Genomic DNA, 26,309 nt, shown 5'->3' with positions numbered 1-26,309 from the left:
AAGAAGCAGGGAAGATGAGCAAGATCAGGATGCAGCCGATCACCCCCGAGGCTTTCGCGCCCTTCGGCGATGTGCTGACCCCGCGCGAGGCGCCCTCGAAGATGATCAACGCCGGCCGCTGCGAGCGGCATCATGCGCTGGCGACCGTCGAGCGCGGCGACGGCGAGGCGATCATCTCGATCTTCCGCTCGGAGCCGGTCAGCCTGCCCTATGACTGCACGCTGCTGGAGCGTCATCCCTTGGGCTCGCAAGCCTTCGTGCCGCTGGGGCCGGACCCGTGGCTGTCCATCGTCGCCCCGGACGAGGGCGGCAGGCCCGGCGCACCACTGGCCTTCCTGGTGCCCGCGGGCATGGGGGTGAACCTGCGCGCCGGGGTCTGGCATGGCGTGCTGACGCCGCTGGACCGGGCCGCCGATTTCCTGGTCGTGGATCGCGAGGGCGGCGGCGTGAATCTGGAAGAGGTCGCCATCGCCCCGGTGACCGTCGAGGCATGAGCCTGCCGGACTACAGTTTCGAAAGCGCGGCGCTGCGGGCCGGCGCGCGCATCGTCGCCGGCGTGGACGAGGTCGGGCGCGGGCCCTTGGCCGGGCCGGTGACCGCGGCGGCGGTGGTGCTGGACGTGACCTGCATCCCCGAGGGGCTGGACGATTCCAAGAAGCTGGCCGCGAAGCGGCGCGAAGCGCTGGCGGCCGAGATCATGGCGCGCTGCGATTGGGCCGTAGGCCATGCCAGCGTCGAGGAGATCGACCGGCTGAACATCCTGCGCGCTTCGCATCTGGCGATGTGCCGGGCGCTGGCCGGGCTGCGGCGCCGGCCCTGCCTGGCGCTGGTCGACGGCAATATGCTGCCGCGCGAGTTGGACCTGCCGGGGCAGGCGGTGATCGGCGGCGATGCGCGTTGCCTTTCCATCGCCGCGGCCTCGATCGTGGCGAAACTGTTGCGCGATCGCATCATGGTGGATTTGGCGCAACAGCACCCCGGCTATGGCTGGGAAATGAACGCGGGCTATCCGACTCCGGCGCATCGCCAGGCGCTGCTAGATCTGGGGATAACCCCACATCATAGGCGCAGCTTTGCCCCCGTCCACAATATCTTGTGTAAAGATCAAACCACAAGTTATTGATTCGAAAAAGAATTTGACGGCGAATCGGGTCTGAATCATTATCGCCTCAATCAATCGGCGACCAAACGGCCGAAACCCGAGGCAGTGATGAGCAAGCAAGACACCAAATCCCGCGCTTCGGCGCGTCCCCTTCCGCTGAACCAGATTCTCGCCGGCGACTGCGTCGCGGTGATGAACGCGCTGCCGGAAAACAGCGTCGATCTGATCTTTGCCGACCCGCCCTATAACCTGCAATTGAAGGGCGAGCTGCACCGTCCCGACAACAGCCGCGTCGATGCCGTCGACGACCATTGGGACCAGTTTTCTGGCTTTGCCGCCTATGACCAGTTCACCCGCGACTGGCTGGCCGCCGCCCGCCGCATCCTGAAGCCCGACGGGGCGATCTGGGTGATCGGCAGCTATCACAACATCTTCCGCGTCGGCGCCGAGCTGCAGAACCAGGGCTACTGGATCCTGAACGACGTGGTCTGGCGCAAGGCCAACCCGATGCCGAACTTCCGCGGCAAGCGGCTGACCAACGCGCATGAGACGATGATCTGGGCCTCGAAGTCCGAGGGCGCGAAATACACCTTCAACTACGAGGCGCTGAAATCGCTGAACGAAGGCGTGCAGATGCGCTCGGACTGGGTGCTGCCGATCTGCACCGGCGGCGAGCGGCTGAAGGATGCGGGTGGCGCCAAGGCGCATCCGACGCAAAAGCCGGAATCGCTCTTGCACCGCATCCTGGTCGGGTCCACGAACCCCGGCGACGTGGTGCTGGACCCGTTCTTCGGCACCGGCACCACCGGCGCCGTGGCCAAGATGCTGGGCCGCGACTTCATCGGCATCGAGCGCGAGGCGGGTTATCGCGAGGTGGCCGAGAAGCGGCTGGCCCGCGTGCGCCGCTTCGACAGCGAGGCCATCGCCACCACCAAACCCAAGCGCGCCGAGCCGCGCGTGCCCTTCGGCCAGGTCATCGAGCGCGGCATGCTGCGCCCGGGCGAGGAACTTTTCTCGATGAACAGCCGCCACAAGGCCAAGGTGCGCGCCGACGGCAGCCTGATCGGCAATGACGTCAAGGGCTCGATCCACCAGGTCGGCGCGGCGCTGGAAGGCGCGCCCAGCTGCAACGGCTGGACCTATTGGCACTTCCGCCGCGAGGGCAAGATGATCCCCATCGACATCCTGCGCCAGCAGATCCGCGCCGAGATGGAGGGCGACGAGACCCGCCCGCACTGAGTTTCCCGGTTCGCCAAGTCCCGACGTTCCGCGAGCTCTGGCGCGGCCGGGACCGCCTTGCCCCGTTCGGCCTTGCGCCGGGCGGGGCCTTTTGGCTTAAAGCGCGCCGCGCGGGGGTGGGTTCTGGCCCTTGGTATAGGGCTGCCAGTCGGTGATCTCGGGGTAGAACTGCTTGCGCCAGGCGCGCACGCGCGGGTTCATCCGTCGCCGCCACAGGGGCGGGACCATGGCGAGGAAGGTCATGGCCGGATAGCCCATCGGCAGCTGCGGCGCCTCTTCCTGCGAATAGGTTTGCAGCAAGGGAAAGCGCCGGTCGGGCTTGTAATGGTGGTCGGAATGGCGCTGCAGGTTGATCAGCAGCCAGTTCGTCGCGGTATGCGAGGAATTCCAGCTGTGCCGCGGCAGGACGTGTTCGTAGCGGCCATTGCCCAGGTATTTCCGGGTCAGCCCGTAATGTTCGACGTAATTGGTCAGCTCCAGCTGCCAGACGGCGACGAAGGCCTGCCAGACGAACAGCAGCAGCCCCTGCCAGCCGCCCAAGCCGGCCGCCAGCGCCAGCATCGCCAGTTGCAAGGCGCCGTAGCGCCAGAACGGGTTGCGGCGGTCGAATTTCGAGCGGCCCGAGCGGGTCAGCCGCCGCGTCTCGGCCGCCCAGGCGCTGGCCGGGCACTCGATCAGCACGCGCAGGAAGAAGCGGAAGAAGCCCTCGTTGTAGCGGGCCGAGACCGCGTCGCGCGGCGTCGCCACCCAGGAATGATGCACCAGCAGGTGCTCGGTGCGGAAATGCGAATAGAGCGTCGAGGCCAGCAGCAGATCGCCCAGCCAGCGCTCCAGCTTGTTTCTCTGGTGCAGCAGCTCATGGGCATAGACGATGCCGATGGTGCCCGAGGCGACGCCGATGCCGAAGAACAGCCCGGCCTTTTCCCAGCCCGAAAGCCCGCCGCGCGTGGCGAACCAGATGCCGCCGAAGATCATCGCCGCCTGGATCGGGAACCAGATCACGGTGATGGCGCGATACCAGATCAGCTGCGATTCGGGTGTCTCGGTGTCGGGGTTTTCCTCGTTCAGGCCCAGCACCGCGTCCAGCATGGTCATCAGATACCAGGCGTAGAGCGGCATCAGCGCGAACCACCAGCCGCCCCAGCGCAGCGCGACCAGGAACAGCGGCACCATGCCCAGCGACAGCCAGAAGGGCAGGGCGTCGATCAGGCGGGAACGGAAGGCGGTCTGCATGGGTTCAACTATCGCGTGTTGCGGGGGTTTGCCATGGCGGCGCGTTGTCGCGGGCTGTGGCCGGGAACGGGTTCTGGGCGAGGGCCCAGGCCTTGCGCATCAGGCCGGGCAGGGCGCTGGGGTCGAACTGGCCGAGCGGCACCAGATTGCCGCGTTGCGGCGGTGCGGTCAACCGGCCGGTCGCAACGGTCAGGTCCAGCGCGAAATGGGTGAAGACATGGCGCACCAGCCCCAGTTCCTGCCAGTCCGCCGGCGCGGGCGGCGGCAGGTCGGAGCCGTCCCAGCCGGTCGAGGGGAAGGCCAGCGTGCCGCCCAAGAGGCCCTTGTCCGGCCGGGTCTCGACCAGCACGGCATCCTCGGTCAGGCCGATCCAGACCGTGCCCCGGCGCTGCGGCTTGGCCTTTTTCGGTGCCTTGCGCGGCAGGTCCGCGGCGATGCCCCGGGCGCGGGCCGCGCAATGCGGGATCACCGGGCAGATGCCGCAGGCCGGGCTGCGCGGCGTGCAGATGGTGGCGCCCAGGTCCATCATGGCCTGGGCGAAGTCGCCGGGACGCTTCTGCGGGGTCAGGCGGGCGGCCAGGGCGGTGAGTTCGGGCTTGGCCGTGGGCAGCGGCGTTTCGACTGCGAAAAGCCGGGCGACGACGCGCTCGACATTGCCGTCGACCACGGTTTCCGGCCGGTCGAAGGCGATGGCGGCGATGGCGGCCGAGGTATAGGCGCCGATGCCGGGCAGCGCCGCCAATCCTTCGCGGGTGTCCGGGAAGGCGCCCAGGCCCGCGACAGTGCGGGCGCAGGCCAGCAGGTTGCGGGCGCGGGCGTAATAGCCCAGGCCCGCCCATTCCGCCATGACCTGCGCATCCTCGGCCGCGGCCAGGTCGTGGACCGTGGGCCAGAGCGTGGTGAAGCGTTCGAAATAGGCTTTCACCGCCGCCACGGTGGTCTGTTGCAGCATGACCTCGGACAGCCAGACGCGATAGGGGTCGGCGCCGGCGCCGCCGGGCGGCGTGCGCCAGGGCAGCACGCGGGCATGGCGGTCGTACCAGGCCAGCAGCTCCTGCGGGATCACCGCCATGTCACGCAATTTTCAGCCTCATCTCTCTGGCGTCCGGGCGCGTCGCAGGTCAGACTGCGCCGAAGTTGAACCAAGCGTCGCAAGATGGCCCAGAGCAGACCCGACAGCAAGCCCAAGCGCCGGATGCGCGGCTTCGAGCCCGCAGCCCAGCTGGTCGCCGCCCGCGTGAAGACCGTGGGCGAGAGCCGCGGCTTTGCCGTGGCGCGGCTGCTGACGCATTGGGCCGAGGTGGTCGGTCCCGAGTTCGCCGCCCACAGCCGCCCGGTCCGCATCAGCCATGGCAAGGGCTTCGGCGCCACGCTGACGCTGCTGGTGACCGGGGCGCGCGCGCCGCTGGTGCAGATGCAGCTGGAACAGATCCGCGACAAGGTGAATGCCTGCTACGGCTTCAACGCCGTGGCGCGCATCGTGCTGACCCAGACCGCGCCGACGGGTTTCGCCGAGGGCCAGGCCGAATTCACCCCGGCGCCGCGCCGCGCCGCGCCGCCCGACCCGGCCCGGGTCGCGCAGGCCGAGGGCATCGCCGAAGGCTTCGACAATCCCGCGCTTTCCGCCGCCATGCGGCAGCTGGCGCTGAACATCCTGTCCCGCCGGGACATCAACGACCGAAAGGCCAATCCATGACGCTGTTCCGCCGCTCTTTCATCGCCGCCGCCACGGCCGCGCTGACCGTCTCCGCGCTGCCCGCGCTGGCGCAGGAGGCGACGCCCGCCCCGGCCGAGAACGCCCAGACCGCCGAGCAGATGCCACAGGGCAAGGTGCTGTCCGACATCGTGCTGGGCCAGGCCGATGCCCCGGTCACCATCGTCGAATATGCGAGCTTCACCTGCCCGCATTGCGCCGCCTTCCATGACGAGAACCTGCCCAAGCTCAAGGCGGAATACATCGACACCGGCAAGGTGAAGTTCATCCAGCGCGACGTCTATTTCGATGCGGTCGGGCTTTGGGCCGGGATCCTGGCCCGCTGCGGCGGCGACGACAGGTATTACGCCGTCGCGGACCTGTTGATGAGCGAGCAGAAGACCTGGCTGGATGGCAAGACCATGGACGCCATCTCGGCCAACCTGCGCAAGGTCGGCGCCAAGGCCGGCATGACGCCCGAGCAGATGGACACCTGCTGGAACGACAAGCAGAAGGTCGCGGACCTGGTGACCACCTTCCAGACCCATGCCACCGCCGACAAGGTCGAGGGCACGCCCAGCTTCGTCATCGACGGCGAGAAGGTCTCGAACCAGCCCTGGGACGAGATGAAGAAGATCATCGACGCCAAGCTGGCCGCCAAGGGCTGAGCGCCTGGCGGCAGCGCCGCAGGGTATTTGAAAAACAGAGAAAGCCGAAGGCTCCGGGGCGTTGTCGCCTTCGGGGCCTTCTTACAGGCCGAGGCTTGCCAGCCGGACGAGCAGCGGCGCGGGGTCGTCCAGTTGCAGCCGCACCGGCAGCGCCAGCACCTTGGGCCGGAAGCTGCGCGGCAGCCGGGCGGCGTCCTTTTCCGTCGTCACCATCTGCGCCCCGACCAGCCGCGATTCGGCCTCGAGCCGGGTCAGCAGTTGCGGGGTGAAGGGCTGGTGATCCTCGAGCGCCTCGGCGCGGACCAGATCGGCGCCAAGGTCGCGCAGGGTGGCGAAGAATTTCTCGGGGTGGCCGATGCCGGCGAAGGCCATGACGCGCTGGCCCTGCCAGTCCATGCCGGTCTGCAGCGGCGCGAGCGCGCCGGTCAGATGCGGGACCCGAGCGTGCAGCCGGGCGGCAAAGCCGGTCTGCGCGGCGGGCGGGCCGATCGACAGAAGCAGGTCGGCCCGGGCGAGGCCGCGCGCGACCGGCTCGCGCAGCGGACCGGCCGGCAGGCACAGCCCGTTGCCGAACCCTTTGGCCGCATCGACCACCACCAGGGCCAGGTCATGCGCCAGCGCCGGATCCTGGAAGCCGTCGTCGAGCAGGATCGCCTGCGCCCCCGCGGCCACGGCCGCCCGCGCGCCCTCGCGCCGGTCTGCCGCGACCCAGACCGGCGCGAAGGCCGCCATCAGCAGCGGCTCATCGCCGACCTGGGCGGCGCTGTGGCGGCTTTCCTCGACCCGAAGCGGGCCTTTCTCGGTCCCGCCATAGCCGCGCGAGACGACATGCACCGCCACCCCGCGCGATTGCAGCAGTTGGGCCAGCATGATCGTGGTCGGGGTCTTGCCGGTGCCGCCGGCGTTCAGGTTGCCGACGCAGATCACCGGCACGGGCAGGCGTTCGCGGGGCCCGCGCGCCAGCCGGCGGGCGGTGGCGGCGGCATAGAGCGCGCCGAGCGGTGCCAGCGCCCGGGCCAGCGTGCCCGGCGGGCGGAACCAGAAATCGGGGGCGCGGCGGCTCATGCCCCGTTCTCCATCGCCTCGATGACGGTGTCGGCGATGCGGCGCAGCACGGCGGCGCCGCCGGTGCTGACCGACCAGGCGTTGCCGGCCAGCATCGCCGCCTGGTCCGGGGCCGAGAGATCGGCCACCGCCCGCGACAGCGCGGGCGCATCGGTGACGAGCCGCGCCGCCGAGGCGCCGTCCAGCTGCACCCATTCCGGCCCGTGCGGATCGGTGATCGGGCCGTGGATGATGGCCGAACCCAGGGCTGCCGGCTCGAACGGATGGCGCGGCGGACTGCCGGGGCCGTTGAGCAGCGTGCCGCCCATGAAGCAGACCGGCGCCAGACGGTACCACAGGCCCATCTCGTGGTCGTCCTCGGCGATCAGCACATGGTCGTCGGGCGAGGGGTCGTCGTCCTCGGAGCGCAGGATGGCGGCGAGGCCGAGCGCCTCGACCTCGGCCAGGATCTCGGGGATCAGCGACCCCGGCAGGCCGGCGAGGATCAGCAGCGCGCGGTGGTTGTGGTGCAGCGTCGCCTGATGCGCGGCCAGCGCGGCCTTGGCTTCGGGCAGGGTCGGGCAGGCGGCAAGCCAGATCGGCCGGCCGGCCAGGATATGCGCCAGCGCCCGGCGCTCGGCCTCGTTGGCGGCCAGCGGGGGGCGGGTCTCGGTCACCGGGCCGGTCAGCTCGATCCGGTCCGGGCGCGCGCCCAGCTGCCGCGCGGCGGCGCCGGCGGTCAGGTCGGGGGCCAGGATGCGGGTCACGCGCCGCATCAGCCCGCGATTGATCGCACCGCGCCACGAGCCGCGCCGCGTATAGGCGACCAACCGCGCCTCGGCCAGGATCACCGGCAGCCGGGCCTCGGCCATGGCGGTGATCAGCGAGGCCGGCAACTGGTCGCCCAGGATCAGCAGCGCGCGCGGCGCCAGCGCCTCGACCAGGTGCTGGGCGCTGGCCGGATCGGCGGGGCGGGGCAGGTGGATGGCCGGCAGGTCCGGCGGCAGCGCCCCGGGCGGCGGCGCCGCGCCGGTAAAGGCCAGCCGCAGCCCGGGCCGGCGCGCCAGGATGGCGCGCACCATGGCAGCGGCCGGTGCCGGCTCCTCGGCGCGTTCGGACAGGTGGACGATCAGCAGCGGCCCCTGGCCCGGGGGCGGCTCCAGTGCCGGGGCCGGTCCGGTGCCAAGCGCGGCGCGGCGGCGCAGATGCAGCCACAGCGCCAGCGAGGCGGTCGCCTGCGAGGGCAGCATCAGCCGCGCGCGCCCCGGGCCCTAGGCTCCCAGTTCCTCGGTCGGGCTGACCTCGCGTTCCTCGTCGCGCAGCCGGTGCAGGTGGGCGATGAAATAGCGGGTATGGGCGCTGTCGACGGTGCGTTGCGCCTCGGCCTTCCAGGCGGCATGGGCTTGGGCGTAGTCGGGGAAGACGCCGACGATATGGATGTCCTTGGTATCGCGGAATTCGGTGCGGGCCGGATCGACGAGCTCGCCGCCGAAGACGAGGTGCAGGCGCTGCGCCATGACGTTCTCCTGGGTTCGATTTCGGCGCGAACCTAGCCGAGCCCGGCGGGTGAACCAAGGAGATTTGTTTAAAAACGCGGGCGGTTGATATTTGCGGCGAATCGCGCGCCGGGATAAGCAGTTCTGGCCGTGAAAGGGCAGCAGCCCCCGGATGGCCCAAGCGTGGTGGTGAGGGCGTTCCGGGTGAAAGGAAGGGTGAACCGGTGCACCTTTCCTTGCCCTTTCTCAGCGGTCGCGGGTGGCCATTCCCCGGGAATGGCTGCCTGCGGTCCCGGCGTGAGGGCCTTTGCGGCACGGCTGGTGCGGGCGGCGGGACTTGAACCCGCACAGGCTTGCGCCCCAGGGAGTTTAAGTCCCATGCGTCTACCATTCCGCCACGCCCGCGCTGCCCGATTGGCTAGCGGGCGGTGCGGCGATTGGCAAGGCTTGTCAGGTCAGCAGCTGCGCATCGGCTGGTCGAAGACCTTGCGCCCTATCGGCGAGCCGACAAGGTCCACCCATCAGTGCGCTCGTCTAGGAGGGGATTCAACTTGGCCGGGCTCAGCGAAGTCATCAGCCCGGATTCGTGCAGAAGCTCGCAGGCCAGATGCACCTAGCGGAAGGTGGTGCCGCCGGGAAACGTGGAGCCGACGACCGGCGCGATGGAAGGGCCGAGGTCCAGGAAGTCCCGGACGGTTTTGGCAGAAACCTCGGCATCCTTCTTCCACGCCTCGAACAGGTTGGTCAGTCCCCGTTCGTCCCGCAGGTGGTCGGTCCATGTCGCGATGTCTTGCGGGGTCATGTCCCGATCCGGTCATGGCCTATGAAGGCGAACAGGTTTCCCAGCTTCTGCCGGAGGTTCCGGAGGGTGGTGGTCGCAGCACCCTTGGACCTGGCGTCCTTTTCCCAAGCTTTGAACAGGTCGGTCAGGGTCGGGCCGGTGACGCGGACGGCGGTTGTTGTAGAACCGGATCCAGTCACCGATGACGTGGGCGGCGTGCTGGATGCTTTCGAAGCGATGGCGATGCACGCACTGCTCTTTCAGCGTCCGGATGACGCGTTCGACCATGCCGTTCTGCTGCGGACGATGCGGGGTGATGAACTCCTGCTTCAGGCCGTAGTTTCGGACCAAAGCCGTGTAGTGGCGACTGGCAAAAACCAGGCCATTGTCCGACCGCAACAGGAACTCGTGATTGACGCGGCCGAGGGTGCCAAAACGGCTGATCAGGACGTGCTCCAGCGCGCTGGCAGCCGTGGTCACCTTGCCGGTGCGCGACAGGTGCCAGCCGAGAAGTTCATGCGCGTGACAGTCGATGACCAGGGCCACGAGGTCCACCCGTCCTTGCCGGCCCAGATCCGGCAGAGATCGGTCGACCAGCGCTCGTTCAGCGCCGTGGCGACTGATGGCAGCGCTCGGCTGCGGGGCCGCATGCCGATGGGGCGTTTGTGGACCTGCCAGTGCTTCAATTGGAAGATCCGCTGCACGGTGTTCTTGTTGAAGCCCAGCAGGAACGCCACCGTGCGGTAGCCGAAGGAGGGGTTCTCCTCGATCATGGCTTTGATCGGCTCGGCGAAGCCAGGATTGATCTTCGGGGCGGCCTTGGTCGGCTTGTAGTCGACGGTCCGTCGCGGCACGCCGAACCATGCGCAGAGATTCACCAGCGACACTCGGATCCCGTCCGCCAACTTTTTTCGCGCAAGCAGTTCCAGCATGGCCTCGCCGTAGGCCTCCTGCAGGCCGCGCAGCTGCTTCTCGTATTCCTGCCGGACATCGAGCGGGTTCGCCCGCAACGCATTCTCCATGCCACGACGCATCATCGACCCACCCCTCGATCTCGGATGGGAAAGATCATAGCCGCGACGGCTTCCGCCACTGTCGTCTTGTCCTGAACGATCTCGATGACCAGCGCCGACTTGCGCTTGGCCGTTTGACGGCGTCTTCCAATGGTCCCCTCATCGCTACGTTTTACTCCTTGTAGCATGAGCAGATTTCCACTGGGTCGATACAGAATCGCCACGTTGTTGTTAAAGTGTCGCGCGGATGAGGCTAAACTTGGAAGCCAGCAGCAATTTTGGCGGCGCTAGAATGTCGGTATTGCAGACAGCAGCTTTTGCGGTAATTTCGCGCTTCCAGTTCCAAGGCAGTAATTCTGGCAGGCGAGACAGAGGCGTGTCTGCCAGTCGTGCCAGGACATCAGCCAGCCAGGCTTGAGGATCGACGTCGTTCATTTTCGCGGTGACGATCAGGGAATACATGAAAGCGGCGCGGCGCCGCCCCGGGGAGAACCGGCGAAGAGCCAGGCCTTCCGGCCGAGGGCGATATCGCGCAGAGCACGTTCGGCGGCATTGTCGGTAAGGCAGATGTGGCCGTCATCGAGGAAGCGAGTGAAGGCTTCCCAGCGGCCGTGCTCCTCGAACATGTAGTTGATGGCCTTGGCGACCGGATTGTGCTTCGACATCCTGCCGCGTTCGGTCCGCAGCCAATCATGCAGCTCCTGGACCATCGGGCGCAGGATGCGCTGACGGACATCATGACGGGTCTCGGCGCTCAGGCCGGTGATCTCGCGCTCGGCGTCGAAGATGGTGTCGAAGCGTCTGACCGTTTCCAGCGCGATGGGCGAGCTCTCCTCGGCTGCCTTCTGCCCTTGCGGGCTGTGGCCTTGATGTCGGCCAGTTCGAAGAACTTGCGGCGGGCATGTGACCAGCACAATGCGCTGCGCACGGGCGCGGGTTTGCGGGCCGTGTCGTAGACGCCGTTGTATCCGCCGCAGGCATCGGCCTGCAGAATGCCGGTCCAGCCGTCCAGATGCCGGGTCGGATGGTCCATCCTGCGATCAGTGGAGAAGTAATAGAGCGCCGCTGGCGGCGCCCCGCCTGCAAAGGGCCGGTCGTCACGTAGACAGGTCCGGAGCCGGGCAGTCTGCGTGCCACCCCTGGCCATCAGCGGCACGGTTGTGTCATCGGCATGCAATCGTTCCGCCCCGAGAACATGGGCACGGATCAGATCGTGGAGGGGTTGCAGCCGACCTGATCGGCGAGGGTGGACAGGCTGATCTCGACGCCCTCCTTCGCGTAGCGTTCGGCCTGTCTGTTCAGGGGTTGGTGCTGGCCGCCTCGCCGTGGTCCCTCGGACCAGTGGCGTTCCCATGGCTCGATCTCGAACAGCACCATGGCCAGCAGATTGGGACCGGCCCAGCCCCGCGGTGTCGGATGGAACGGTGCCGGCGGCTGGCTGATCTTCTCGCAGTCGCGGCAGGTGAACTTCTCGCGGACGGTCTGGATCACCTTCCACTGCCGGGGAATCACCTCCAGCGCCTCGGTGATGTCCTCGCCCATCTTCACGATGCGCGCAGATCCACGAGCCGGGTGCAGCAGGTCGGGGCCTCGACCACCACGCGCTCACGGGGCAGATGATCCGGGAACGGCTTGCGGGCCGGGCGGCCGCGTTCGAATGCCGTGACCGTGGTCCTGGAAGCGGCGGCATCCGCCTTTGCACGATCCTGTTCAAGGTCCGTCTCGAGGTCCTCAGGCTGCATCTCGAGTTGTTCGATCAGCCGGGCATGACGTTCGGCACTGTGGCCATATCGATCGCGCCGGAGTTTGGCGATCTGGAGCCGCAGGTGCCGGATCATCTCCTCGGCGGCCGAGACGACGGCCTGGGCCTGGATCAGTTCGCTCCTGGCGGCGACCAGAGCGCCCTCCGCGGCAGATGCGCGGGCCTCTGCCGCGGCAAGGCGGCGCGCAGGACAGCGATCTCCGAAGGGGTCTCCGACATGCCGAAGACTTGCCCCATGTCGATATAATGCCAATGAAACAAGGGGATTGTAGCGCATCACCCGATGCAGGCCGCTGTGTCCAGCGTGGATTGCGCCAGTCGATGTTCGCGGCCTCACTCGAACCAGTGGCGTTCGTCCGCTCACTCCGGAAGAGAGCCGAGCTGCGCCACCGAGACCGGAACGGCCGAGCCATTCTGGCTCACCGGCCAGATGAACGTCCCGGCCTCCAGCCGCTTCACATAGGGCGACATCCCGACGCCATCGTGCCAGAGCAGCTTGATCAGGTCGCCCTTGCGTCCCCGGAAGCAGAAGATCTCTCCGCCGTGCGGATCACGCCCCCAGGCTGTTCATCCCGCACCGCATGTCGGTCACACCACTCGCGATCCAGACCTTCACTCCGGCAGGCAATCATCGAGGATCCAGCACGCCCAACAGCGCTGCGAGATGCGCTGGAGCCAGAGACGCAGGGATCGTCATGCGGCGCCCGTTCGTCAGCGTGATGTCGATCCGACCGTCGTCGGCTTCCCACGAGGGTTGCCCCGCCGACGCGGGCGACCCACCCTCCATCACCAAGGGCACGAAAAGAGGTGGCTCCGGAAATCTGAACAGCCGGGATAAGTGGATTTTCCGCGTATGAGCCGGGCCAGAAATTGATCCAGTGGATCAATTTCCCGGCGATTGGGCAGCATGATGTTGCGAGCGAGGAGAAGACCATGGGAAGACGACCGCGCCGGAACCACACCCGGCCTTCAAGGCGAAAGTGGCGGCAGCTGCGATCAAGGGCGAGAAGACGCTGATCGAGCTGGCGCAGGATTTCGACGTGCATCCGAACCAGATCAAGCAGTGGCGTGACCAGCTGCTCGAGGGCGCGACCGGGGTGTTCGGCGAAGCCGCGAAAGCTGAGCCAGAACCGATCGTCGATGTGAAGACCCTGCATGCAAAGATCGGAGAGCTGACGCTGGAGAACGATTTTTTGTCCGGCGCGCTCGGCAAGGCGGGTCTGTTGCCGAGCGCAAAAAGATGATCGATCCCTCGGCCAAGCTGAGCGTCAGCCGACAGGCCATCGTGCTGGGGATCAGCCGGGGCAGCGTCTACTACAAGCCCCGCCCGGTGTCGGACGCGGACCTGAAGCTGATGCACCGCATCGACAAGCTGCACATGGAATTCCCCTTCGCGGGCAGCCGGATGCTGCAGGGCCTGCTGATCCAGGAAGGGTTCAAGGTCGGGCGGCTGCACGTTGCCACGCTGATGAAGCGCATGGGCATCGAGGCGCTCTACCCGACCTAACACCTCGAAGCCAGCGCCGGGGGCACAAGATCTACCCCTATCTGCTCAGGAAGCTGCCGATCACCCGCCCCAATCAGGTCTGGGCGATGGACATCACCTACATTCCCATGGCCCGCGGGTTCATCTATCTGGCTGCCGTGCTCGACTGGTTCACCGAAGCCGTGTCCTGGCATGCCGGGTGTCGATCACGCTGGAGGCCGAGTTCTGCAAGGAAGCCGTCGCGGAGGTACTGGCACGTCACGGCACGCCCGAGCTATTCAACACGGCTCAGGGAAGCCAGTTTACGTCCATCGACTTCATCAAGGTTCTGGCCGCCCGAGAGATCAAGTCCACATGGATGGCAAAGGCGCCTGGCGCGACAACGTCTTCGTCGAGCGTCTGTGGCGGACGGTCAAATACGAGGAGGTCTACCTGCGGGCCTATGCCAGCGTGTCTGAGCCCCGCGCCGGGATCGGCCGCTATCTCGGCTTTTACAACAGCCGCCGTCCGCATTCATCGCTTGACGGGAAAACGCCCGATCAGGCCTACTTCACCCCGCCAATGCCCGAAGCGGCAGCGGCATAACCGAGGCAGAAAACCACTTGGAAATCGCCCAGAACCTGTTCAGATCAATCGAACCACCTCTTAGAGCGCCAGCAATCCACACCTTGCTTTTGCCTTATTTTGCTGGCCCTTCGCGGATATTCGCAGGACTTCGCACCACTTCGCATCCGGGGTCTTCCTATGTCCACCGGTGTCTTCCGCCTTGGTGCAGATATTCGTGTCAAACAACAGCGCCCTTGACCGGGCGGCGATCATGGATCACCTGTTGAGGCATCGAGCACGAATCCTGCATGGGCGGAAGCGCCGACCCGCCAGCCGACGATCCGCCGGGCATAGGCGTCGATGACGAACGCCACAGAGGCGAAACCCTTCCAGATGGCGACATAGGTGAAATCGTCGTCCATTGGGCTCGGACCAATGGCGCTACAATGGACGCCCCCAGAGCATGTTCGGCGCGGGCTTGCCCGGGCTATTCGGGTTCGGCCAGCCGCTCCTGCCACATCTTCCGGAAGGCCGGCCGGGCCTGGCAGTCGTCCAGCCAGGCCCCCGCGGCCGGGAACTGCTCGATCAGCGCGCCATAGCCCTGGGCATAGCGCAGGATCTCGGCCACGTTCAGGTCGGCCACGGTGAAGCGGCCGCCGACCAGGTGGCCGTGCCGCGCCAGATGTGCGTCCAGGACCGCCAGCGGCCGCACCAGCCGCTCGGCCGCATGGCCGACGGCGGCCTGCGCCGCGCCGGGCTGGGCCTGGCCGGGGCGGTGGTTGAACAGGATCGCGAGCGCGTCCGGCTCGATCATGGTGGCGGCGTAGAAGCTCCATTGCAGCATCAGCGCATCTTCCACCATGTCGGCGGGGCCGAAGGGCTGGCCGTGCTTGCGCGCCAGGTGCAGCGTGCAGGCCAGCGATTCGGACAGCACCAGGTCGCCGTCCTGGATCACCGGGATCGCCCCGGCGGGCGACAGCTTCAGGAAGCTCTCCGAGCGGGTGTTAAGCGGCGCCCCGGGCGCCCCGGCATCCTCCAGCCGATAGGCCTGGATCACCGGCACCTGCTTGAACGGCAGGCCCAGCTCGTGACACAGCCAGATGATGCGCGAGGCGCGCGAGCGGGTGACGCCATAGACGGTCAGCATGGTTCTCTCCCGTGATGCCTGGGCGCAGGTTAGGCCCGCTTACAGCACCTGGGCAAGATAGCGCATCATGTTGCCGCCCATGACCTTGGCGATCTGCTCGTCGCCGAGACCCGCGTCCATCAGCGCCTGGGTCAGCGCCGCCAGATGCGCCACGTCGAAGGGCGCGTCGACCGAACCGTCGTAGTCCGACCCCAGCGAGACCGCGTCCTCGCCCACCAGCGCGATGGCGGCCTGGATCGAGGCGGCGATGTCGGCCGGCGTCCTGCCGCAGTTCACATCCGCCCAGAAGCCGATGCCGATCACGCCGCCCTTGGCGGCAATGGCCTGCACCAGGTCGTCGGGCAGGTTGCGCGGGCTGGCGCATTGGCCGTGGATGCCGGTATGGGACAGGATCGGCCGCGTGCCGGGAATGGCCAGCACGTCGCGCACCAGCTGCGGGCTCGCGTGCGCCAGGTCGATGATCATGTGCTTGGCCATCATCTCGGCCACCACCTCGCGGCCGAAATCGGACAGGCCCGATTCCGCCCCGCCCTCGCCATGCAGGCTGCCGCCAAGCTCGTTGTCGAAGAAATGCGTCAGCCCGACCAGCCGGAAGCCGGCGCCGTAAAGCACCTGCAGATTGGCGATATTGCCCTCCAGCGGATGGCCGCCCTCGGTGCCCAGCAGGGCGCCGACGGTCTGGGCGCCGTTCTGCCGCGCCTCCAGCAGCACCTGCAGATCCTCGGCCGAGCGGATCAGCATCAAGGCCTCCGGCGCGCGCTCGGCGGCGCGGCGCAGCGCGGCGGCCTGGACCAGCGCGCGCTCCTTCAGGCTGAACCAGGCCGAGAACGGCCGAAGCTGGCCGATAAACAGCGGCGTGATATTGTCGGGAGCCTCGGCGGAATTCCGGCTGTAGTTCTGGCCGCGCGGGCTTTTGGTGACGGTGGTGAAGACCTGGACCGCGACATTGCCTTCGGCCAGTCGCGGCACGTCGACGTGACCCCGCCCGGCCCGGTCCAGCAGGTCGCGATCCCACAGCAGCGCGTCCGAATGCCAGTCGCCGATGACCAGCCGCCGATGCAGCGCCTCGGCCTCGGGCGAGACCGGCCAGCCCGCCTCGGGCATGGTCACCGGGTTCAGCCGCCGCTCGACGAAGCCCGGGCCCCAGATCGCCACGCCCGCCGCGGCCAGCACGACCAGCACTGCGAGCCCCATGAAGATGCGCCGGATCATGCCGCCCCCTTCCGTTTCCGCCAACCATAGGCCGCGCCCCTGCCCAAGGCGACGAAAATCCGCCCGGCTTCTTTCTTGCACAAATATCCTCGGGGGGTCCGGGGGGCGAAGCGCCCCCGGCTCGCGCAGCCCGGTAAGCCCCCCGGGCCACGGCGTTTGCGAAAGGCCCGCGCAACGCCGGCAGGGGACAGTCGCCATGTTTGACGAGATGCAGCGCATTCTCATGGGCGAACAGGACATGCGCTTCGCGCTCGAGGTCCTGTTCCGCACCACCATCGTCTATTTCTACACGCTGATGCTGATGCGCTGGCTGGGCGGGCGCACGGTGGCACAGCTTTCCATCGTCGAATTCCTGCTGGTGATCGCCATCGGCTCGGCGGTGGGCGACTCGCTCTTCTACCCCGAGGTGCCGATGCTGCCGGCGATGTTCGCGATCCTGATCGTCTCGATCTACAACAAGTTCATCGACAAGGCGATGCTGGCCTCGCCCTGGTCTTGCCGCGTCTTCGAGGGCCGGCCGCGCATCGTCGTCAGCCAGGGCCGGGTGCATGCCGACCGGCTGCGCCGGCAGGGCATCGGCGTGCACGAACTCTACAGCAAGCTGCGCCAATGCGGCATCGAGGACCTGGCGCAGGTGAAATTCGCCATCCTCGAGGCGGACGGCGGCATCTCGATCCTGAAGCATGGCGAGCATGGCGGCGAGGGGCTTTACCAGCCGCCGGTGCTGCCGGCGCGGGAAATGGCCTGGGCCGAACGCCGATGAACGACGGCAAGCGACGCTGAAGCGCCAATTGCGCAGCGGCCATTCCTTCCGGGCCGAGACCCCGGACATTTCGATCGTGTCCTTGGCCCGGCCCTCGGCGCGGCGCTGACGGGCGCTTGCGCGCCGTGCCGCGGTGCCGCAATCTGGCGCCACGCCAGCAGCGCGCCAGTGAGGGACAAGATGACGCAGCCGGAGCACCCGCAGGGCCAGCCCGCGATCCGCACCACCGCCATGCCGGCCGACACCAACCCGGCCGGCGACATCTTCGGCGGCTGGCTGATGTCGCAGATGGACCTGGCCGCCGGCAGTGTCGCGGCCCGCCGCGCGCGCGGGCGCTGCGCCACGGTCGCCGTGGACAGCTTCACCTTCCACCAGCCGGTCAAGGTCGGCGACGAAGTCTCTGTTTTCGCGACCATCCTGCGCGAAGGCCGCAGCTCGATGCAGCTGCATGTCGAGGCCTGGCGCCGCTCGCGCGAGGGCGAGGAGACCCAGTGCGTGACCCGGGCGAGCTTCGTCTTCGTGGCGCTGGACGCCGACGGCCGTCCGCGCCCGCTGCCGTCCGCGGATTGACCATTTCCACCCCGCCTGGCGGGCGGCAGACGGGCAGTCCGGAAAATCCGCAGGCCGGGCCCGGCATTGTGCATAGAAGCCGGTTGCAATCCGCAAGCACCGCCGATTAGTCTGACAGGGCGGAATAAAGAACCATAGAAAACAGGGGGCCCGCATCGTGACTTCGCCAACCGGCAACGAGGCTTTCGTTGTCTTCGACCACGTCCAGAAAAGCTATGACGGCCAGACGCTTGTGGTGAAGGACCTGAACCTTTCCATCGGCAAGGGCGAGTTTCTGACCATGCTGGGTCCGTCCGGCTCGGGCAAGACCACCTGCCTGATGATGCTGGCCGGATTCGAGACCGCCACCCATGGCGAGATCCGGCTGGACGGTCGCAACATCAACGACGTGCCGCCGCACAAGCGCGGCATCGGCATGGTGTTTCAGAACTATGCCCTGTTCCCGCACATGACCGTGGGCGAGAACCTGGCCTTTCCGCTGCAGGTGCGCGGCATGGCCAAGGCCGAGCGCGAGAGCCGGGTCGCCCGCGCGCTCGACATGGTGCAGATGGGCCGCTTCGCCAGCCGCCGCCCGGCGCAGCTTTCGGGCGGCCAGCAGCAGCGCATCGCGCTGGCCCGCGCGCTGGTCTTCGACCCCAAGCTGGTCTTGATGGACGAGCCGCTGGGCGCGCTCGACAAGCAGCTGCGCGAGCATATGCAGTTCGAGATCAAGGCCCTGCACGACCGGCTGGGCATCACGGTGGTCTATGTCACCCATGACCAGGGCGAGGCGCTGACCATGTCGGACCGCATCGCCGTGTTCAACGACGGCCGCATCCAGCAGCTGGCGGCGCCGCCGGTGCTGTACGAACAGCCCGAGAACAGCTTCGTCGCCGGCTTCATCGGCGAAAACAACGCGCTGCGCGGCACCATCGAGCAGCTTCAGGGCGACAAGGCCCTGGTCCGGCTGCAGAATGGCGAGGTGATCGACGCCACCGCCGTCAACATCCGCGAAAGCGGCCAGACCACCACGGTCTCGATCCGGCCCGAGCGGGTCGAGTTCAAGCCCGACCTGATGCCCGCCGGCGCCCATACCGTCGAGGCTCAGGTCCGCGACGTGGTCTATATGGGCGACATCCTGCGGGCCCGGCTGAACGTCGCCGGCCAGGACGATTTCGTGATGAAATACCGCAATACGCTGGGCCAGGTGAAGCTGTCGCCCGGCCAGACCATCCGCATCGGCTGGCACCCCGAGGATGCGCGGGCGCTGGATCCGGTCTGATTTCGCATCGAAATAAGGAGCTATGATGAAACGCATGTTGATCCTGACCTCGGCCCTGGTCGCCTCGGCGTCCGTGGCCCAGGCGCAGGACAAGCAGGTGAACCTGCTGTCCTGGGGCGGTGCCTATGGCAACAGCCACGTCCAGGCCTATGCCAAGCCGTTCGAGGCCAAGACCGGCATCAAGGTCACGGTCGCCGACGCCGACAACCCGGCCACGCCGCTCAAGGCGCAGGTCGAGGCCGGCAATGTCACCACCGACGTGGCCTCGGTGGAATATGCCGACGCGGTGCGGCTGTGCGACGAGGGGCTGCTGGAAACCATCGACCCGGCGATCCTGGCACCCGCGCCGGACGGCGCCGCGGCGGCCGACGACTTCATCGAGGGCGCGGTGACCGACTGTTTCGTCGGCACCGACGTCTATTCGATGATCCTGGCCTATGACGACAGCAAGTTCACCGACGCCAAGCCCGCCGGTCCGGCCGATTTCTTCGACACCGCGAAATTCCCCGGCAAGCGCACCATGCGCAAGGGCGCCAAGTTCAACCTGGAATACGCGCTGCTGGCCGATGGCGTGGCGCCGGACAAGGTCTATGAGGTGCTGGGCACGCCCGAGGGCGTCGACCAGGCCTTCGCCAAGCTCGACACCATCAAGAACAACGTGATCTGGTGGGAAGCCGGCGCGCAGCCGCCGCAGCTTCTGGCCGATGGCGAGGTCAGCATGGCCTTCGCCTTCAACGGCCGGATCTTCGACGCGGCCCAGAAAGAGGGCAAGCCCTTCAAGATCGTCTGGGACGGCCAGATCTATGAAATGGAAGGCTGGGTGATCCCGAAGGGCGCCCCGCACCTCGAGGCGGCCAAGGAGTTCGTCACCTTCTCGACCTCGCCCGAGCCGCAGGCCCGCGCCGCCGAATTCATCAGCTATGGCCCGCCGCGCAAATCGGCCGCCGCGCTGGTCGGCAATGTCGAGGGCACCGAGGTGGCGATGGGCCCGAACCTGCCGACCTTCGCCGACAACATGGCCGGGGCGCTCGCCTCGAACCTGGACTTCTGGGTCGACCACGACGCCGAACTGCAAGAGCGGTTCAACGCCTGGCTGGCGGCGAACTGACGCCAATCCGGTCGCGGCGGGATCAACCCGCCGCGATCCGTGAAGCCCGAACGGGCGCGAACCGGCCAACGAGCCGCATAAAACCAACGGGAGTTCGTCATGAAGAAAGTGTTGATCCTGACCACGGCCTTGTGCGGGTTGGGCGTTGCGGCGCAGGCCCAGGACAAGGAGGTCAACGTGGTCTCCTGGGGCGGCGCCTATGAGAAATCGCAGGTCGAGGCCTATAACATCCCCTTCGCCAAGGAGACGGGGATCAAGGTCAACATGATGGCCGCCGACAACCCGGCCACCCCGCTCAAGGCCCAGATCGAGGCCAAGAACATCACCGGCGACGTGTTCGACATCGAGGTCTCGGACGCGATCCGCCTCTGCGACGAGGGCGCGCTGGTCGAGATCGACCCGGCCAGCCTGCCGCCGGCGCCGGACGGCACGCCCGCGTCCGAGGACTTCATCCCCGGCGCGCTGCGCGACTGCGCGGTGGCGAACATCTTCTGGGGCACGGTCATCGCCTATGACAAGACCAAGTTCCCCGACGGCCCGCCGACCACCGCCGCGGATTTCTTCGACACCGCCAAGTTCCCGGGCAAGCGCGGCCTGCCGAAAAACCCCAAGCGCACACTCTACCTGGCGCTGATCGCCGATGGCGTCGCCCCCGACCAGGTCTATGAGGTGCTGGACACGCCCGAGGGCGTCGACAAGGCCTTCGCCAAGCTCGACACCATCAAGAAGGACGTGGTCTGGTGGGAAGCCGGCGCCCAGCCGGTGCAGCTGCTTGCCGATGGCGAGGTCACGATGGCGACCGGCTATAACGGCCGCTTCTTCGACGCCATGGTGGCCGAGGGCAAGCCCTTCGAGATCATCTGGGACGGCCAGTTCATGGACATGGACATGTTCGCCATCCCCAAGGGCTCGCCCAACCCCGAGGCGGCGATGGCATACCTGAAATTCGCCACCGACACCCAGCGCCTGGCCGACCAGGCCAGATGGATCGCCTATGGCCCGTCGCGCAAGTCCTCGGCGGCGCTGGTCGGGCTCTATCAGGACGGCAAGACCGAGATGGCCCCGCATATGCCGACCAGCGAGGAGCACATGAAGACCGCCGTCATGGACGACCCGGAATGGTGGGCCGACCACGACGCCGAGATGGCCGAGCGCTTCAACGCCTGGCTGGCCGCCAACTGATCCCTGCGCCGCCGCCCGGCCCGGCCCGGTCCGGGCGGCGGCGGCCGACGATGCCCGCCCTTAGCCTGACGAAGGATCAAGATGTCCAACGCGCTTGACCCCCATGCCGCCATCGTGACCGAGGCCGGCGGCCTCGACCCGGGCGGACCCCTGCGGACGGCCGACGGCCAGCCGCTGACCCGGGCGCTGGCGCGCAGCTCGCGCCGGGCGCGGCGTCGCGCCTTCCTGCTGGTGCTGCCGCTGCTGCTGTTCGTGCTGCTGACCTTCCTGCTGCCGATCGGGCAGATGCTGCAACGCTCGGTCAAGAACGACGGCTTTTCGGCCAATATGCCGCAGCTCTCGGCCTGGTTCCATGAACACCCGCGCGGCACCGAGCCCGACGACGCCGCCTGGGCGGCGCTGGCCGCCGACCTGACCGCCGCGGCCGAGGCGCGCAGCATCGGCCTGGTCGGGACCAGGGTGAACTACGACATGCCGGGCACGCGCTCGCTCTTCACCTCGGCCGGGCGCAAGGCCCGCGGCGGTATCGAGCCGCCCTATCGCGAGGCGATCCTCGCGATGGACGAGAAATGGGGCGATCCCAAGCTGTGGTCGGTGATGCGCGAGGCTTCCTCGGCCTATACCTCGAACTTCTACCTGGCGGCGCTGGACCGGACCCGTGACGACGACGGCAACATCACCATGGCGCCCGAGCAGCAGCAGATTTATGTCAAGCTGTTCCAGCGCACCTTCTGGCTGTCGCTGATCATCACCTTCACCACCTTCCTGCTGGGCTTTCCCATCGCGCATCTGCTGGCGACGCTGCCGATGCGCAAGTCGAACCTGCTGATGATCCTGGTGCTCTTGCCGTTCTGGACCTCGCTGCTGGTTCGGACCACGGCCTGGATGGTGCTGTTGCAGCAGCAGGGCGTGGTCAACGACATCCTGGTCTGGCTGGGGCTGATCGGCAACGACCAGCGGCTGCAGATGATCTTCAACCAGACTGGCACGATCATCGCCATGACGCATATCCTGCTGCCCTTCATGATCCTGCCGCTCTATTCGGTGATGCGCACCATCAACCCCAGCTATGTGCGCGCGGCGCGCAGCCTGGGCGCGACCAGCTGGACGGCGTTCCGGCGCATCTATTTCCCGCAGACCCTGCCGGGGCTGGGGGCGGGGGCGCTTCTGGTCTTCATCCTGGCCGTGGGCTATTACATCACCCCGGCGCTGGTCGGCGGCTCGTCGGGGCAGCTGATCTCGAACCTGATCGCGATGCACATGACCCAGACGCTGAACTGGTCCATGGCGGCGGCGCTGGCCGCGCTGCTGCTGGGCGGCGTCCTGCTGCTCTACTGGGTCTATGACCGGCTGGTCGGCATCGACAACCTGAAACTGGGGTAACCGCCATGGCGCTTCCGACTTACGCCTCGCCGCTGGAAAAGGTCTGGCATTACGCCTATCTGGCGATCTGCGCGGCGATCTTCTTCTTCCTGATCGCGCCGATCGTGGTGGTGATCCCGCTCAGCTTCAACGCCGAGCCCTATTTCACCTTCACCGACAAGATGCTGTCCTTCGACCCCGAGGGCTATTCGATGCGCTGGTATCGCAGCCTGCTGACCTTCGGCATGGCCAACCCGGATGCGCCGGGCGGGCTCGGCTGGTGGGCGGATGCCTGGCAGAACGCGAAATGGGTGAATGCGGCCAAGTCGTCGATCATCATCGGCTTCTTCTCGACCATCCTCGCCACGGTGCTGGGCACGCTGGCGGCGCTGGGCCTGTCGCGACCCGAGATGCCCTTCCGCCGCATCATCATGGCGGTGCTGATCTCGCCGATGATCGTGCCGATCATCATCACCGCGACGGGGATGTTCTTCTTCTACTCGAACCCCTGCGAGCCCTTGACCTGGATCGGGCTGAACCCGCAATGCGGCAAGCTCGCCGGCACCTACCTGGGCGTGATCCTGGCCCATGCCACGCTGGGCATCCCCTTCGTCATCATCACGGTGACGGCGACGCTGATCGGCTTCGACCAGTCGCTGGCCCGCGCCGCGGCGAGCCTCGGGGCCAACCCGCGCACCACCTTCTTCCGCATCACCATGCCGCTAATCCTGCCCGGTGTAATCTCGGGCGCGCTCTTCGCCTTCGTCACCTCCTTCGACGAGGTGGTGGCGGTGCTGTTCATCGCCGGCCCCGACCAGCAGACCATCCCGCGCCAGATGTGGAACGGCATCCGCGAGCAGATCTCGCCCGCGATCCTGGCCGTCGCCACGCTGCTGGTGATCTTCTCGATCGCCCTGCTCGCGACGGTCGAGATGCTGCGCCGCCGCTCGGAACGGCTGCGGGGCATCACGCCGCATTGAGCGGCTCATGCCCCGGCCCTGAACCCGCCGCCCTTGCCGGGCGGCGTCTTCAGGACGGCCCCTGCGGCAAGGCTCCGGATTTCTTTGCTCTGCAAATACCCCCGCCGGAGGCGGAACCCTCAGGGCAAGACCGAGATCCAGAACCAGATCGACAGGATCGACAGCACGGTGGACACCAGCACCGTCGTCGCCGCCACCCGCTTCGCCGCGCCATAGATCGAGGCAAAGAGATAGGCATTCACCCCCGGCGCCATGCTGGCGGTGATGACAGCGGAACGCAGCGGCCCGACCGGCAGCTGGAAAAGCTGCCCCAGGCTCCAGGTGATGGTCGGATGGACCAGCAGCGAGGCCAGGCAGCAGACCGCGATGGCCTTGCCGTCGCCTTCGGGGCGATAGCGATAAAGCACGCCGCCCAGCCCGAACAGCGCCGCCGGCAGCGCCGCCCGCGCCATCATCTCGGCCGCGGCCCAGAAGCCCTCGGGCATCACCAGCCCGGCCTGCATCAGCAGGTTCATCGCCACGCCGCACAGGATGCCGATGATCAGCGGCGTATGCAGCACCCCGGACAGCGCCCGCATGGCGATGCGCCCGGCCGAAAGGCTCTGCCCGCGCGCCCGCGTCACCTCCATCATGGTGATGCCGAAGGTGTAGAGCAGCGGCGAATGGATCGCGATGATCGCGACGTTGCCGGCCAGCGCCTCGGCGCCATAGGCGCGCTCCATGATCGGGATGCCCAGAAGCAGCGAGTTCGAGAACAGGCAGCAGAAGCCGATGGCGACCGCATCCTCGGGGCTGCGCTTCAGCCAGTAGAGCGCCAACCCCCAGCCGATGAAATACGAGGCGAAGGCGCCGCTATAGAAGGCCACCCACATGCCGATGCTGAAATTCTCGGCCATGTCCAGCCGGGCCACGTTCACGAACAGCAGCACCGGCACCGCGAAATTCTGCGCGAAACGCATCAGCCCGTCGACCGCCACCTCGTTGAACATCCGGCGCCAGGCCACCAGGTAGCCGAAGCCGATGACGATGAAGACCGGCAGGATGACCTCGAAAAGGATCGTCATGCCAGCTCGATCTGCAGCCCGTCATGGGCCGGCACGACATGGGCGGGCGTCTCGGCCATCACCGCGTCGTAATCCAGCTCGATATGCATGTTGGTGATGACGCCCCGCGCGCAGCCCGAACGCGCAATCCACTCCAGCGCCAGCGCCAGATGCGCGTGGCTGGGATGCGGCGTGCGGCGCAAGGCATCGCAGATGAAGACCTCGCAGCCTTGGATGGCGGGCCAGGCCGCCTCGGGGATCGCCAGCACGTCGGGCAGATAGACGAGGCCCGCGCCCGCGCCGATGCGGAACCCCAGCGCCGGAATGTCGCCGTGGTTCACCGCGAAGGGCAGGAAGTCGATCGCGCCGCCCGCGCCCTCGACCGCGAAGCGGCCGCGGATCGGGGCGATCTCGCAGACCGGCGGGTAGGACGAGCCCTCCGGCGTCTCGAAGATATAGCCGAAGCGGCTGCGCAACGCGGCCTCGGTCTGCGCATCGGCCCAGACCGGCATGATGCGGCGCATGTTGAAGACCACCTGCCGCAGGTCGTCGATGCCATGGATGTGGTCGGCATGCGGATGGGTATAGACCACCGCGTCCAATTCGCCCACGCCGGCGTCCAGCATCTGCGGCACGAAATCCGGGCCGGTGTCGATCAGCACCCGCGTCACCCCCCCGGGCCCGACACGCTCGAGCAGCAGCGAACAGCGCCGGCGCCGGTTGCGCGGGTTCGCCGGGTCGCATTCGCCCCAGCGGCCGCCCAGCCGCGGCACGCCGCCGGACGAGCCGCAGCCCAGGATCGTGGCACGGATCATGCCGCGGCCTTGGCGAACAGCCGGTCGAAATTCGCGCTGGTCAGGGCGGCGAATTCGGCTTCGGAAAGGCCGAGCGCCTTTGCCCCGGCCCGGGCGGTATGGGCGACAAAGGCCGGCTCGTTGCGCTTGCCGCGATGCGGCGGCGGCGCCAGATAGGGCGCGTCGGTCTCGACCAGGATGCGGTCGCGGGGGGCGGCGAGGAAGATCTCGCGGATCTCGGTCGAGCGCGGAAAGGCGGCGATGCCCGACATCGACAGGTAAAAGCCCAGGTCCAGCGCGGCGCGGGCCAGTTCCGGCCCCGAGGTGTAGCAATGCATGACGCAGGAATAGGCGCCGGCGCGGTGCTCCTCGGTCAGGATGCGGGCCATGTCGGCATCGGCGTCGCGGGAATGGATGATCAGCGGCAGGCCGGTCCGGCGCGCGGCCTCGATATGGATACGCAGGCTTTCGGCCTGCACCGCGGCGCTCTCGGCGGTATAGTGATAGTCGAGGCCGGTCTCGCCGATGCCGACGAATTTCGGATGCGCGGCCAGCGCCACCAGTTCCTCGACGGTGACGGCGGGCTCTTCGGCGGCATACATCGGATGGATGCCGGCGGCGTAGAAGACGCCCGGATGCGCCTCGGCGATGGCGCGCACGCGCGGCTCGTTGCCCATGCGGGTGCAGATCGTGACCATGCGCGTCACCCCGGCGGCGCGGGCGCGCGCGACCAGCTCGGCCTGCTGGCCGTCGAAATCGGGAAAGTCCAGGTGGCAGTGGCTGTCCACCAGGGCGGGCAAGGGGGTCTCGGACATCGGCGGATC

The 26,309-nt window shown here is 67.5% G+C and carries 25 protein-coding genes, 1 tRNA gene and 4 pseudogenes; 13 read left to right on the top strand and 17 right to left on the bottom strand.

Features of this window, described 5'->3' with window-relative positions:
- Positions 1-14 precede the first annotated feature (14 nt).
- From ASV56_RS05100 to ASV56_RS05090, 3 genes are all read left to right on the top strand, one after another.
- Positions 15-494, top strand: a complete 480-nt coding sequence (locus ASV56_RS05100) for an ureidoglycolate lyase (protein ID WP_062561052.1) — start codon at positions 15-17, stop codon at positions 492-494.
- Positions 491-1,123: a ribonuclease HII gene (locus ASV56_RS05095; protein WP_062561051.1), complete on the top strand. Its 633-nt coding sequence runs from the start codon at positions 491-493 to the stop codon at positions 1,121-1,123. Before ASV56_RS05100 ends, ASV56_RS05095 begins: the two co-directional genes overlap by 4 nt.
- Positions 1,124-1,210: 87 nt before the next feature.
- The gene (locus tag ASV56_RS05090) at positions 1,211-2,341 is read left to right on the top strand and encodes a site-specific DNA-methyltransferase (RefSeq protein WP_062561050.1); all 1,131 of its coding nucleotides are present in this window, start codon (positions 1,211-1,213) and stop codon (positions 2,339-2,341) included.
- 96 nt (positions 2,342-2,437) lie between these two features.
- On the opposite strand, the gene ASV56_RS05085 is transcribed toward ASV56_RS05090, so the two are convergent.
- Together ASV56_RS05085 and ASV56_RS05080 are read right to left on the bottom strand one after the other, a co-directional pair.
- Positions 2,438-3,574 (bottom strand): alkane 1-monooxygenase, encoded by a 1,137-nt coding sequence (locus ASV56_RS05085; RefSeq protein ID WP_062561049.1) that lies wholly within the window; start codon positions 3,572-3,574, stop codon positions 2,438-2,440.
- A 4-nt stretch (positions 3,575-3,578) separates the two neighbouring features.
- Positions 3,579-4,646, bottom strand: a complete 1,068-nt coding sequence (locus ASV56_RS05080) for an A/G-specific adenine glycosylase (RefSeq protein WP_062561048.1) — start codon at positions 4,644-4,646, stop codon at positions 3,579-3,581.
- 84 nt (positions 4,647-4,730) lie between these two features.
- Here ASV56_RS05080 and ASV56_RS05075 point away from each other — a divergent pair, with 84 nt between their 5' ends.
- On the top strand, positions 4,731-5,270 hold the full coding sequence (locus tag ASV56_RS05075; protein WP_062561047.1) for a DUF721 domain-containing protein: 540 nt from the start codon (positions 4,731-4,733) through the stop codon (positions 5,268-5,270).
- Positions 5,267-5,935 (top strand): DsbA family protein, encoded by a 669-nt coding sequence (locus ASV56_RS05070; RefSeq protein WP_062561046.1) that lies wholly within the window; start codon positions 5,267-5,269, stop codon positions 5,933-5,935. The genes ASV56_RS05075 and ASV56_RS05070 overlap by 4 nt, the downstream gene beginning before the upstream one ends.
- 81 nt (positions 5,936-6,016) lie before the next feature.
- On the opposite strand, the gene lpxK is transcribed toward ASV56_RS05070, so the two are convergent.
- From lpxK to tnpB, 9 genes and pseudogenes are all read right to left on the bottom strand, one after another.
- The gene (gene lpxK / locus ASV56_RS05065; RefSeq protein ID WP_062561045.1) at positions 6,017-7,000 is read right to left on the bottom strand and encodes a tetraacyldisaccharide 4'-kinase; all 984 of its coding nucleotides are present in this window, start codon (positions 6,998-7,000) and stop codon (positions 6,017-6,019) included.
- Entirely contained in the window at positions 6,997-8,229 is a 1,233-nt protein-coding gene (locus ASV56_RS05060; protein ID WP_062561044.1) for a 3-deoxy-D-manno-octulosonic acid transferase, read from the bottom strand. Before ASV56_RS05060 ends, lpxK begins: the two co-directional genes overlap by 4 nt.
- Before the next feature lie 21 nt (positions 8,230-8,250).
- The gene (locus tag ASV56_RS05055) at positions 8,251-8,496 is read right to left on the bottom strand and encodes a DUF4170 domain-containing protein (RefSeq protein WP_017998198.1); all 246 of its coding nucleotides are present in this window, start codon (positions 8,494-8,496) and stop codon (positions 8,251-8,253) included.
- Positions 8,497-8,794: 298 nt separating this feature from the next.
- A tRNA-Leu gene (locus tag ASV56_RS05050) sits at positions 8,795-8,880 on the bottom strand.
- A gap of 50 nt (positions 8,881-8,930) precedes the next feature.
- Positions 8,931-9,163, bottom strand: a pseudogene (locus ASV56_RS22570) (arginase family protein); the annotation flags it as partial.
- Positions 9,164-9,289: 126 nt separating this feature from the next.
- Positions 9,290-9,802 carry an integrase core domain-containing protein gene (locus ASV56_RS23940; protein WP_172823708.1) on the bottom strand — a complete coding sequence of 171 codons (513 nt, stop codon included), beginning with the start codon at positions 9,800-9,802 and terminating at the stop codon, positions 9,290-9,292.
- Positions 9,733-10,293: a hypothetical protein gene (locus ASV56_RS24345; protein WP_253879868.1), complete on the bottom strand. Its 561-nt coding sequence runs from the start codon at positions 10,291-10,293 to the stop codon at positions 9,733-9,735. The genes ASV56_RS23940 and ASV56_RS24345 overlap by 70 nt, the downstream gene beginning before the upstream one ends.
- 291 nt (positions 10,294-10,584) lie before the next feature.
- A pseudogene (tnpC, locus tag ASV56_RS05035) lies at positions 10,585-12,250 on the bottom strand (IS66 family transposase); the annotation flags it as partial.
- A gap of 141 nt (positions 12,251-12,391) precedes the next feature.
- The gene (tnpB, locus tag ASV56_RS24340; RefSeq protein WP_253879986.1) at positions 12,392-12,532 is read right to left on the bottom strand and encodes a transposase; all 141 of its coding nucleotides are present in this window, start codon (positions 12,530-12,532) and stop codon (positions 12,392-12,394) included.
- Positions 12,533-12,964: 432 nt separating this feature from the next.
- On the opposite strand from tnpB, the pseudogene ASV56_RS05020 reads away from it, so the two are divergent.
- Positions 12,965-14,102, top strand: a pseudogene (locus ASV56_RS05020) (IS3 family transposase).
- Positions 14,103-14,319: 217 nt separating this feature from the next.
- Here the strand turns inward: ASV56_RS05020 and ASV56_RS23445 are convergent.
- The 3 genes and pseudogenes from ASV56_RS23445 to ASV56_RS05010 form a co-directional block, all read right to left on the bottom strand.
- Positions 14,320-14,476 (bottom strand): annotated as a pseudogene (locus tag ASV56_RS23445) (IS3 family transposase); the annotation flags it as partial.
- Positions 14,477-14,550: 74 nt separating this feature from the next.
- Positions 14,551-15,210: a glutathione S-transferase family protein gene (locus tag ASV56_RS05015; protein ID WP_062561042.1), complete on the bottom strand. Its 660-nt coding sequence runs from the start codon at positions 15,208-15,210 to the stop codon at positions 14,551-14,553.
- Between the two features lie 39 nt (positions 15,211-15,249).
- Complete coding sequence (locus ASV56_RS05010) at positions 15,250-16,422, bottom strand: dipeptidase (RefSeq protein WP_062561041.1); 1,173 nt, start codon at positions 16,420-16,422, stop codon at positions 15,250-15,252.
- Positions 16,423-16,618: 196 nt separating this feature from the next.
- Here ASV56_RS05010 and ASV56_RS23930 point away from each other — a divergent pair, with 196 nt between their 5' ends.
- From ASV56_RS23930 to ASV56_RS04975, 7 genes are all read left to right on the top strand, one after another.
- Complete coding sequence (locus ASV56_RS23930) at positions 16,619-17,185, top strand: DUF421 domain-containing protein (protein WP_062561040.1); 567 nt, start codon at positions 16,619-16,621, stop codon at positions 17,183-17,185.
- Between the two features lie 180 nt (positions 17,186-17,365).
- Complete coding sequence (locus ASV56_RS05000; protein WP_062561039.1) at positions 17,366-17,755, top strand: acyl-CoA thioesterase; 390 nt, start codon at positions 17,366-17,368, stop codon at positions 17,753-17,755.
- A 157-nt stretch (positions 17,756-17,912) separates the two neighbouring features.
- Positions 17,913-19,016, top strand: coding sequence for an ABC transporter ATP-binding protein (locus ASV56_RS04995; protein WP_062561038.1), 1,104 nt, complete (start codon positions 17,913-17,915; stop codon positions 19,014-19,016).
- 25 nt (positions 19,017-19,041) lie between these two features.
- Positions 19,042-20,124: an ABC transporter substrate-binding protein gene (locus tag ASV56_RS04990; RefSeq protein ID WP_082724735.1), complete on the top strand. Its 1,083-nt coding sequence runs from the start codon at positions 19,042-19,044 to the stop codon at positions 20,122-20,124.
- Between the two features lie 99 nt (positions 20,125-20,223).
- On the top strand, positions 20,224-21,306 hold the full coding sequence (locus tag ASV56_RS04985) for an ABC transporter substrate-binding protein (RefSeq protein ID WP_062561036.1): 1,083 nt from the start codon (positions 20,224-20,226) through the stop codon (positions 21,304-21,306).
- 81 nt (positions 21,307-21,387) lie between these two features.
- Entirely contained in the window at positions 21,388-22,689 is a 1,302-nt protein-coding gene (locus tag ASV56_RS04980; protein ID WP_062561035.1) for an ABC transporter permease, read from the top strand.
- A 5-nt stretch (positions 22,690-22,694) separates the two neighbouring features.
- The gene (locus ASV56_RS04975) at positions 22,695-23,648 is read left to right on the top strand and encodes an ABC transporter permease (protein WP_062561034.1); all 954 of its coding nucleotides are present in this window, start codon (positions 22,695-22,697) and stop codon (positions 23,646-23,648) included.
- A 119-nt stretch (positions 23,649-23,767) separates the two neighbouring features.
- Here ASV56_RS04975 and ASV56_RS04970 read toward each other — a convergent pair whose 3' ends face one another.
- Genes ASV56_RS04970 through ASV56_RS04960 form a run of 3 tightly spaced genes read right to left on the bottom strand, consistent with a single transcriptional unit; the run spans position 23,768 to position 26,300 of the window.
- Positions 23,768-24,712 carry an AEC family transporter gene (locus ASV56_RS04970; RefSeq protein WP_062561033.1) on the bottom strand — a complete coding sequence of 315 codons (945 nt, stop codon included), beginning with the start codon at positions 24,710-24,712 and terminating at the stop codon, positions 23,768-23,770.
- Positions 24,709-25,506: an MBL fold metallo-hydrolase gene (locus tag ASV56_RS04965; RefSeq protein WP_062561032.1), complete on the bottom strand. Its 798-nt coding sequence runs from the start codon at positions 25,504-25,506 to the stop codon at positions 24,709-24,711. Before ASV56_RS04965 ends, ASV56_RS04970 begins: the two co-directional genes overlap by 4 nt.
- Complete coding sequence (locus ASV56_RS04960; protein WP_062561031.1) at positions 25,503-26,300, bottom strand: TatD family hydrolase; 798 nt, start codon at positions 26,298-26,300, stop codon at positions 25,503-25,505. Before ASV56_RS04960 ends, ASV56_RS04965 begins: the two co-directional genes overlap by 4 nt.
- Positions 26,301-26,309: the final 9 nt, after the last annotated feature.

The sequence above is a fragment of the Paracoccus aminovorans genome, from assembly GCF_001546115.1.
GTDB lineage: Bacteria > Pseudomonadota > Alphaproteobacteria > Rhodobacterales > Rhodobacteraceae > Paracoccus > Paracoccus aminovorans_B.
This window is presented reverse-complemented; position numbering and strand designations above follow the sequence as displayed.

Bases quoted from the DNA above. Each gene is read 5' to 3' on its own strand.
- ASV56_RS04990 (WP_082724735.1), top strand. From the start codon at position 19,042: ATGAAACGCATGTTGATCCTGACCTCGGCCCTGGTCGCCTCGGCGTCC.
- ASV56_RS05015 (WP_062561042.1), bottom strand. From the start codon at position 15,210: ATGCTGACCGTCTATGGCGTCACCCGCTCGCGCGCCTCGCGCATCATC.
- ASV56_RS05070 (WP_062561046.1), top strand. From the start codon at position 5,267: ATGACGCTGTTCCGCCGCTCTTTCATCGCCGCCGCCACGGCCGCGCTG.
- ASV56_RS05010 (WP_062561041.1), bottom strand. From the start codon at position 16,422: ATGATCCGGCGCATCTTCATGGGGCTCGCAGTGCTGGTCGTGCTGGCC.
- ASV56_RS05000 (WP_062561039.1), top strand. From the start codon at position 17,366: ATGACGCAGCCGGAGCACCCGCAGGGCCAGCCCGCGATCCGCACCACC.
- ASV56_RS04960 (WP_062561031.1), bottom strand. From the start codon at position 26,300: ATGTCCGAGACCCCCTTGCCCGCCCTGGTGGACAGCCACTGCCACCTG.
- ASV56_RS04980 (WP_062561035.1), top strand. From the start codon at position 21,388: ATGTCCAACGCGCTTGACCCCCATGCCGCCATCGTGACCGAGGCCGGC.
- ASV56_RS24345 (WP_253879868.1), bottom strand. From the start codon at position 10,293: ATGATGCGTCGTGGCATGGAGAATGCGTTGCGGGCGAACCCGCTCGAT.
- ASV56_RS05055 (WP_017998198.1), bottom strand. From the start codon at position 8,496: ATGGCGCAGCGCCTGCACCTCGTCTTCGGCGGCGAGCTCGTCGATCCG.
- ASV56_RS05100 (WP_062561052.1), top strand. From the start codon at position 15: ATGAGCAAGATCAGGATGCAGCCGATCACCCCCGAGGCTTTCGCGCCC.
- ASV56_RS04970 (WP_062561033.1), bottom strand. From the start codon at position 24,712: ATGACGATCCTTTTCGAGGTCATCCTGCCGGTCTTCATCGTCATCGGC.
- ASV56_RS05060 (WP_062561044.1), bottom strand. From the start codon at position 8,229: ATGCTGCCCTCGCAGGCGACCGCCTCGCTGGCGCTGTGGCTGCATCTG.
- ASV56_RS05085 (WP_062561049.1), bottom strand. From the start codon at position 3,574: ATGCAGACCGCCTTCCGTTCCCGCCTGATCGACGCCCTGCCCTTCTGG.
- ASV56_RS05075 (WP_062561047.1), top strand. From the start codon at position 4,731: ATGGCCCAGAGCAGACCCGACAGCAAGCCCAAGCGCCGGATGCGCGGC.
- ASV56_RS04975 (WP_062561034.1), top strand. From the start codon at position 22,695: ATGGCGCTTCCGACTTACGCCTCGCCGCTGGAAAAGGTCTGGCATTAC.
- ASV56_RS05095 (WP_062561051.1), top strand. From the start codon at position 491: ATGAGCCTGCCGGACTACAGTTTCGAAAGCGCGGCGCTGCGGGCCGGC.
- ASV56_RS04985 (WP_062561036.1), top strand. From the start codon at position 20,224: ATGAAGAAAGTGTTGATCCTGACCACGGCCTTGTGCGGGTTGGGCGTT.
- ASV56_RS05090 (WP_062561050.1), top strand. From the start codon at position 1,211: ATGAGCAAGCAAGACACCAAATCCCGCGCTTCGGCGCGTCCCCTTCCG.
- ASV56_RS23930 (WP_062561040.1), top strand. From the start codon at position 16,619: ATGTTTGACGAGATGCAGCGCATTCTCATGGGCGAACAGGACATGCGC.
- lpxK (WP_062561045.1), bottom strand. From the start codon at position 7,000: ATGAGCCGCCGCGCCCCCGATTTCTGGTTCCGCCCGCCGGGCACGCTG.
- ASV56_RS04965 (WP_062561032.1), bottom strand. From the start codon at position 25,506: ATGATCCGTGCCACGATCCTGGGCTGCGGCTCGTCCGGCGGCGTGCCG.
- ASV56_RS05080 (WP_062561048.1), bottom strand. From the start codon at position 4,646: ATGGCGGTGATCCCGCAGGAGCTGCTGGCCTGGTACGACCGCCATGCC.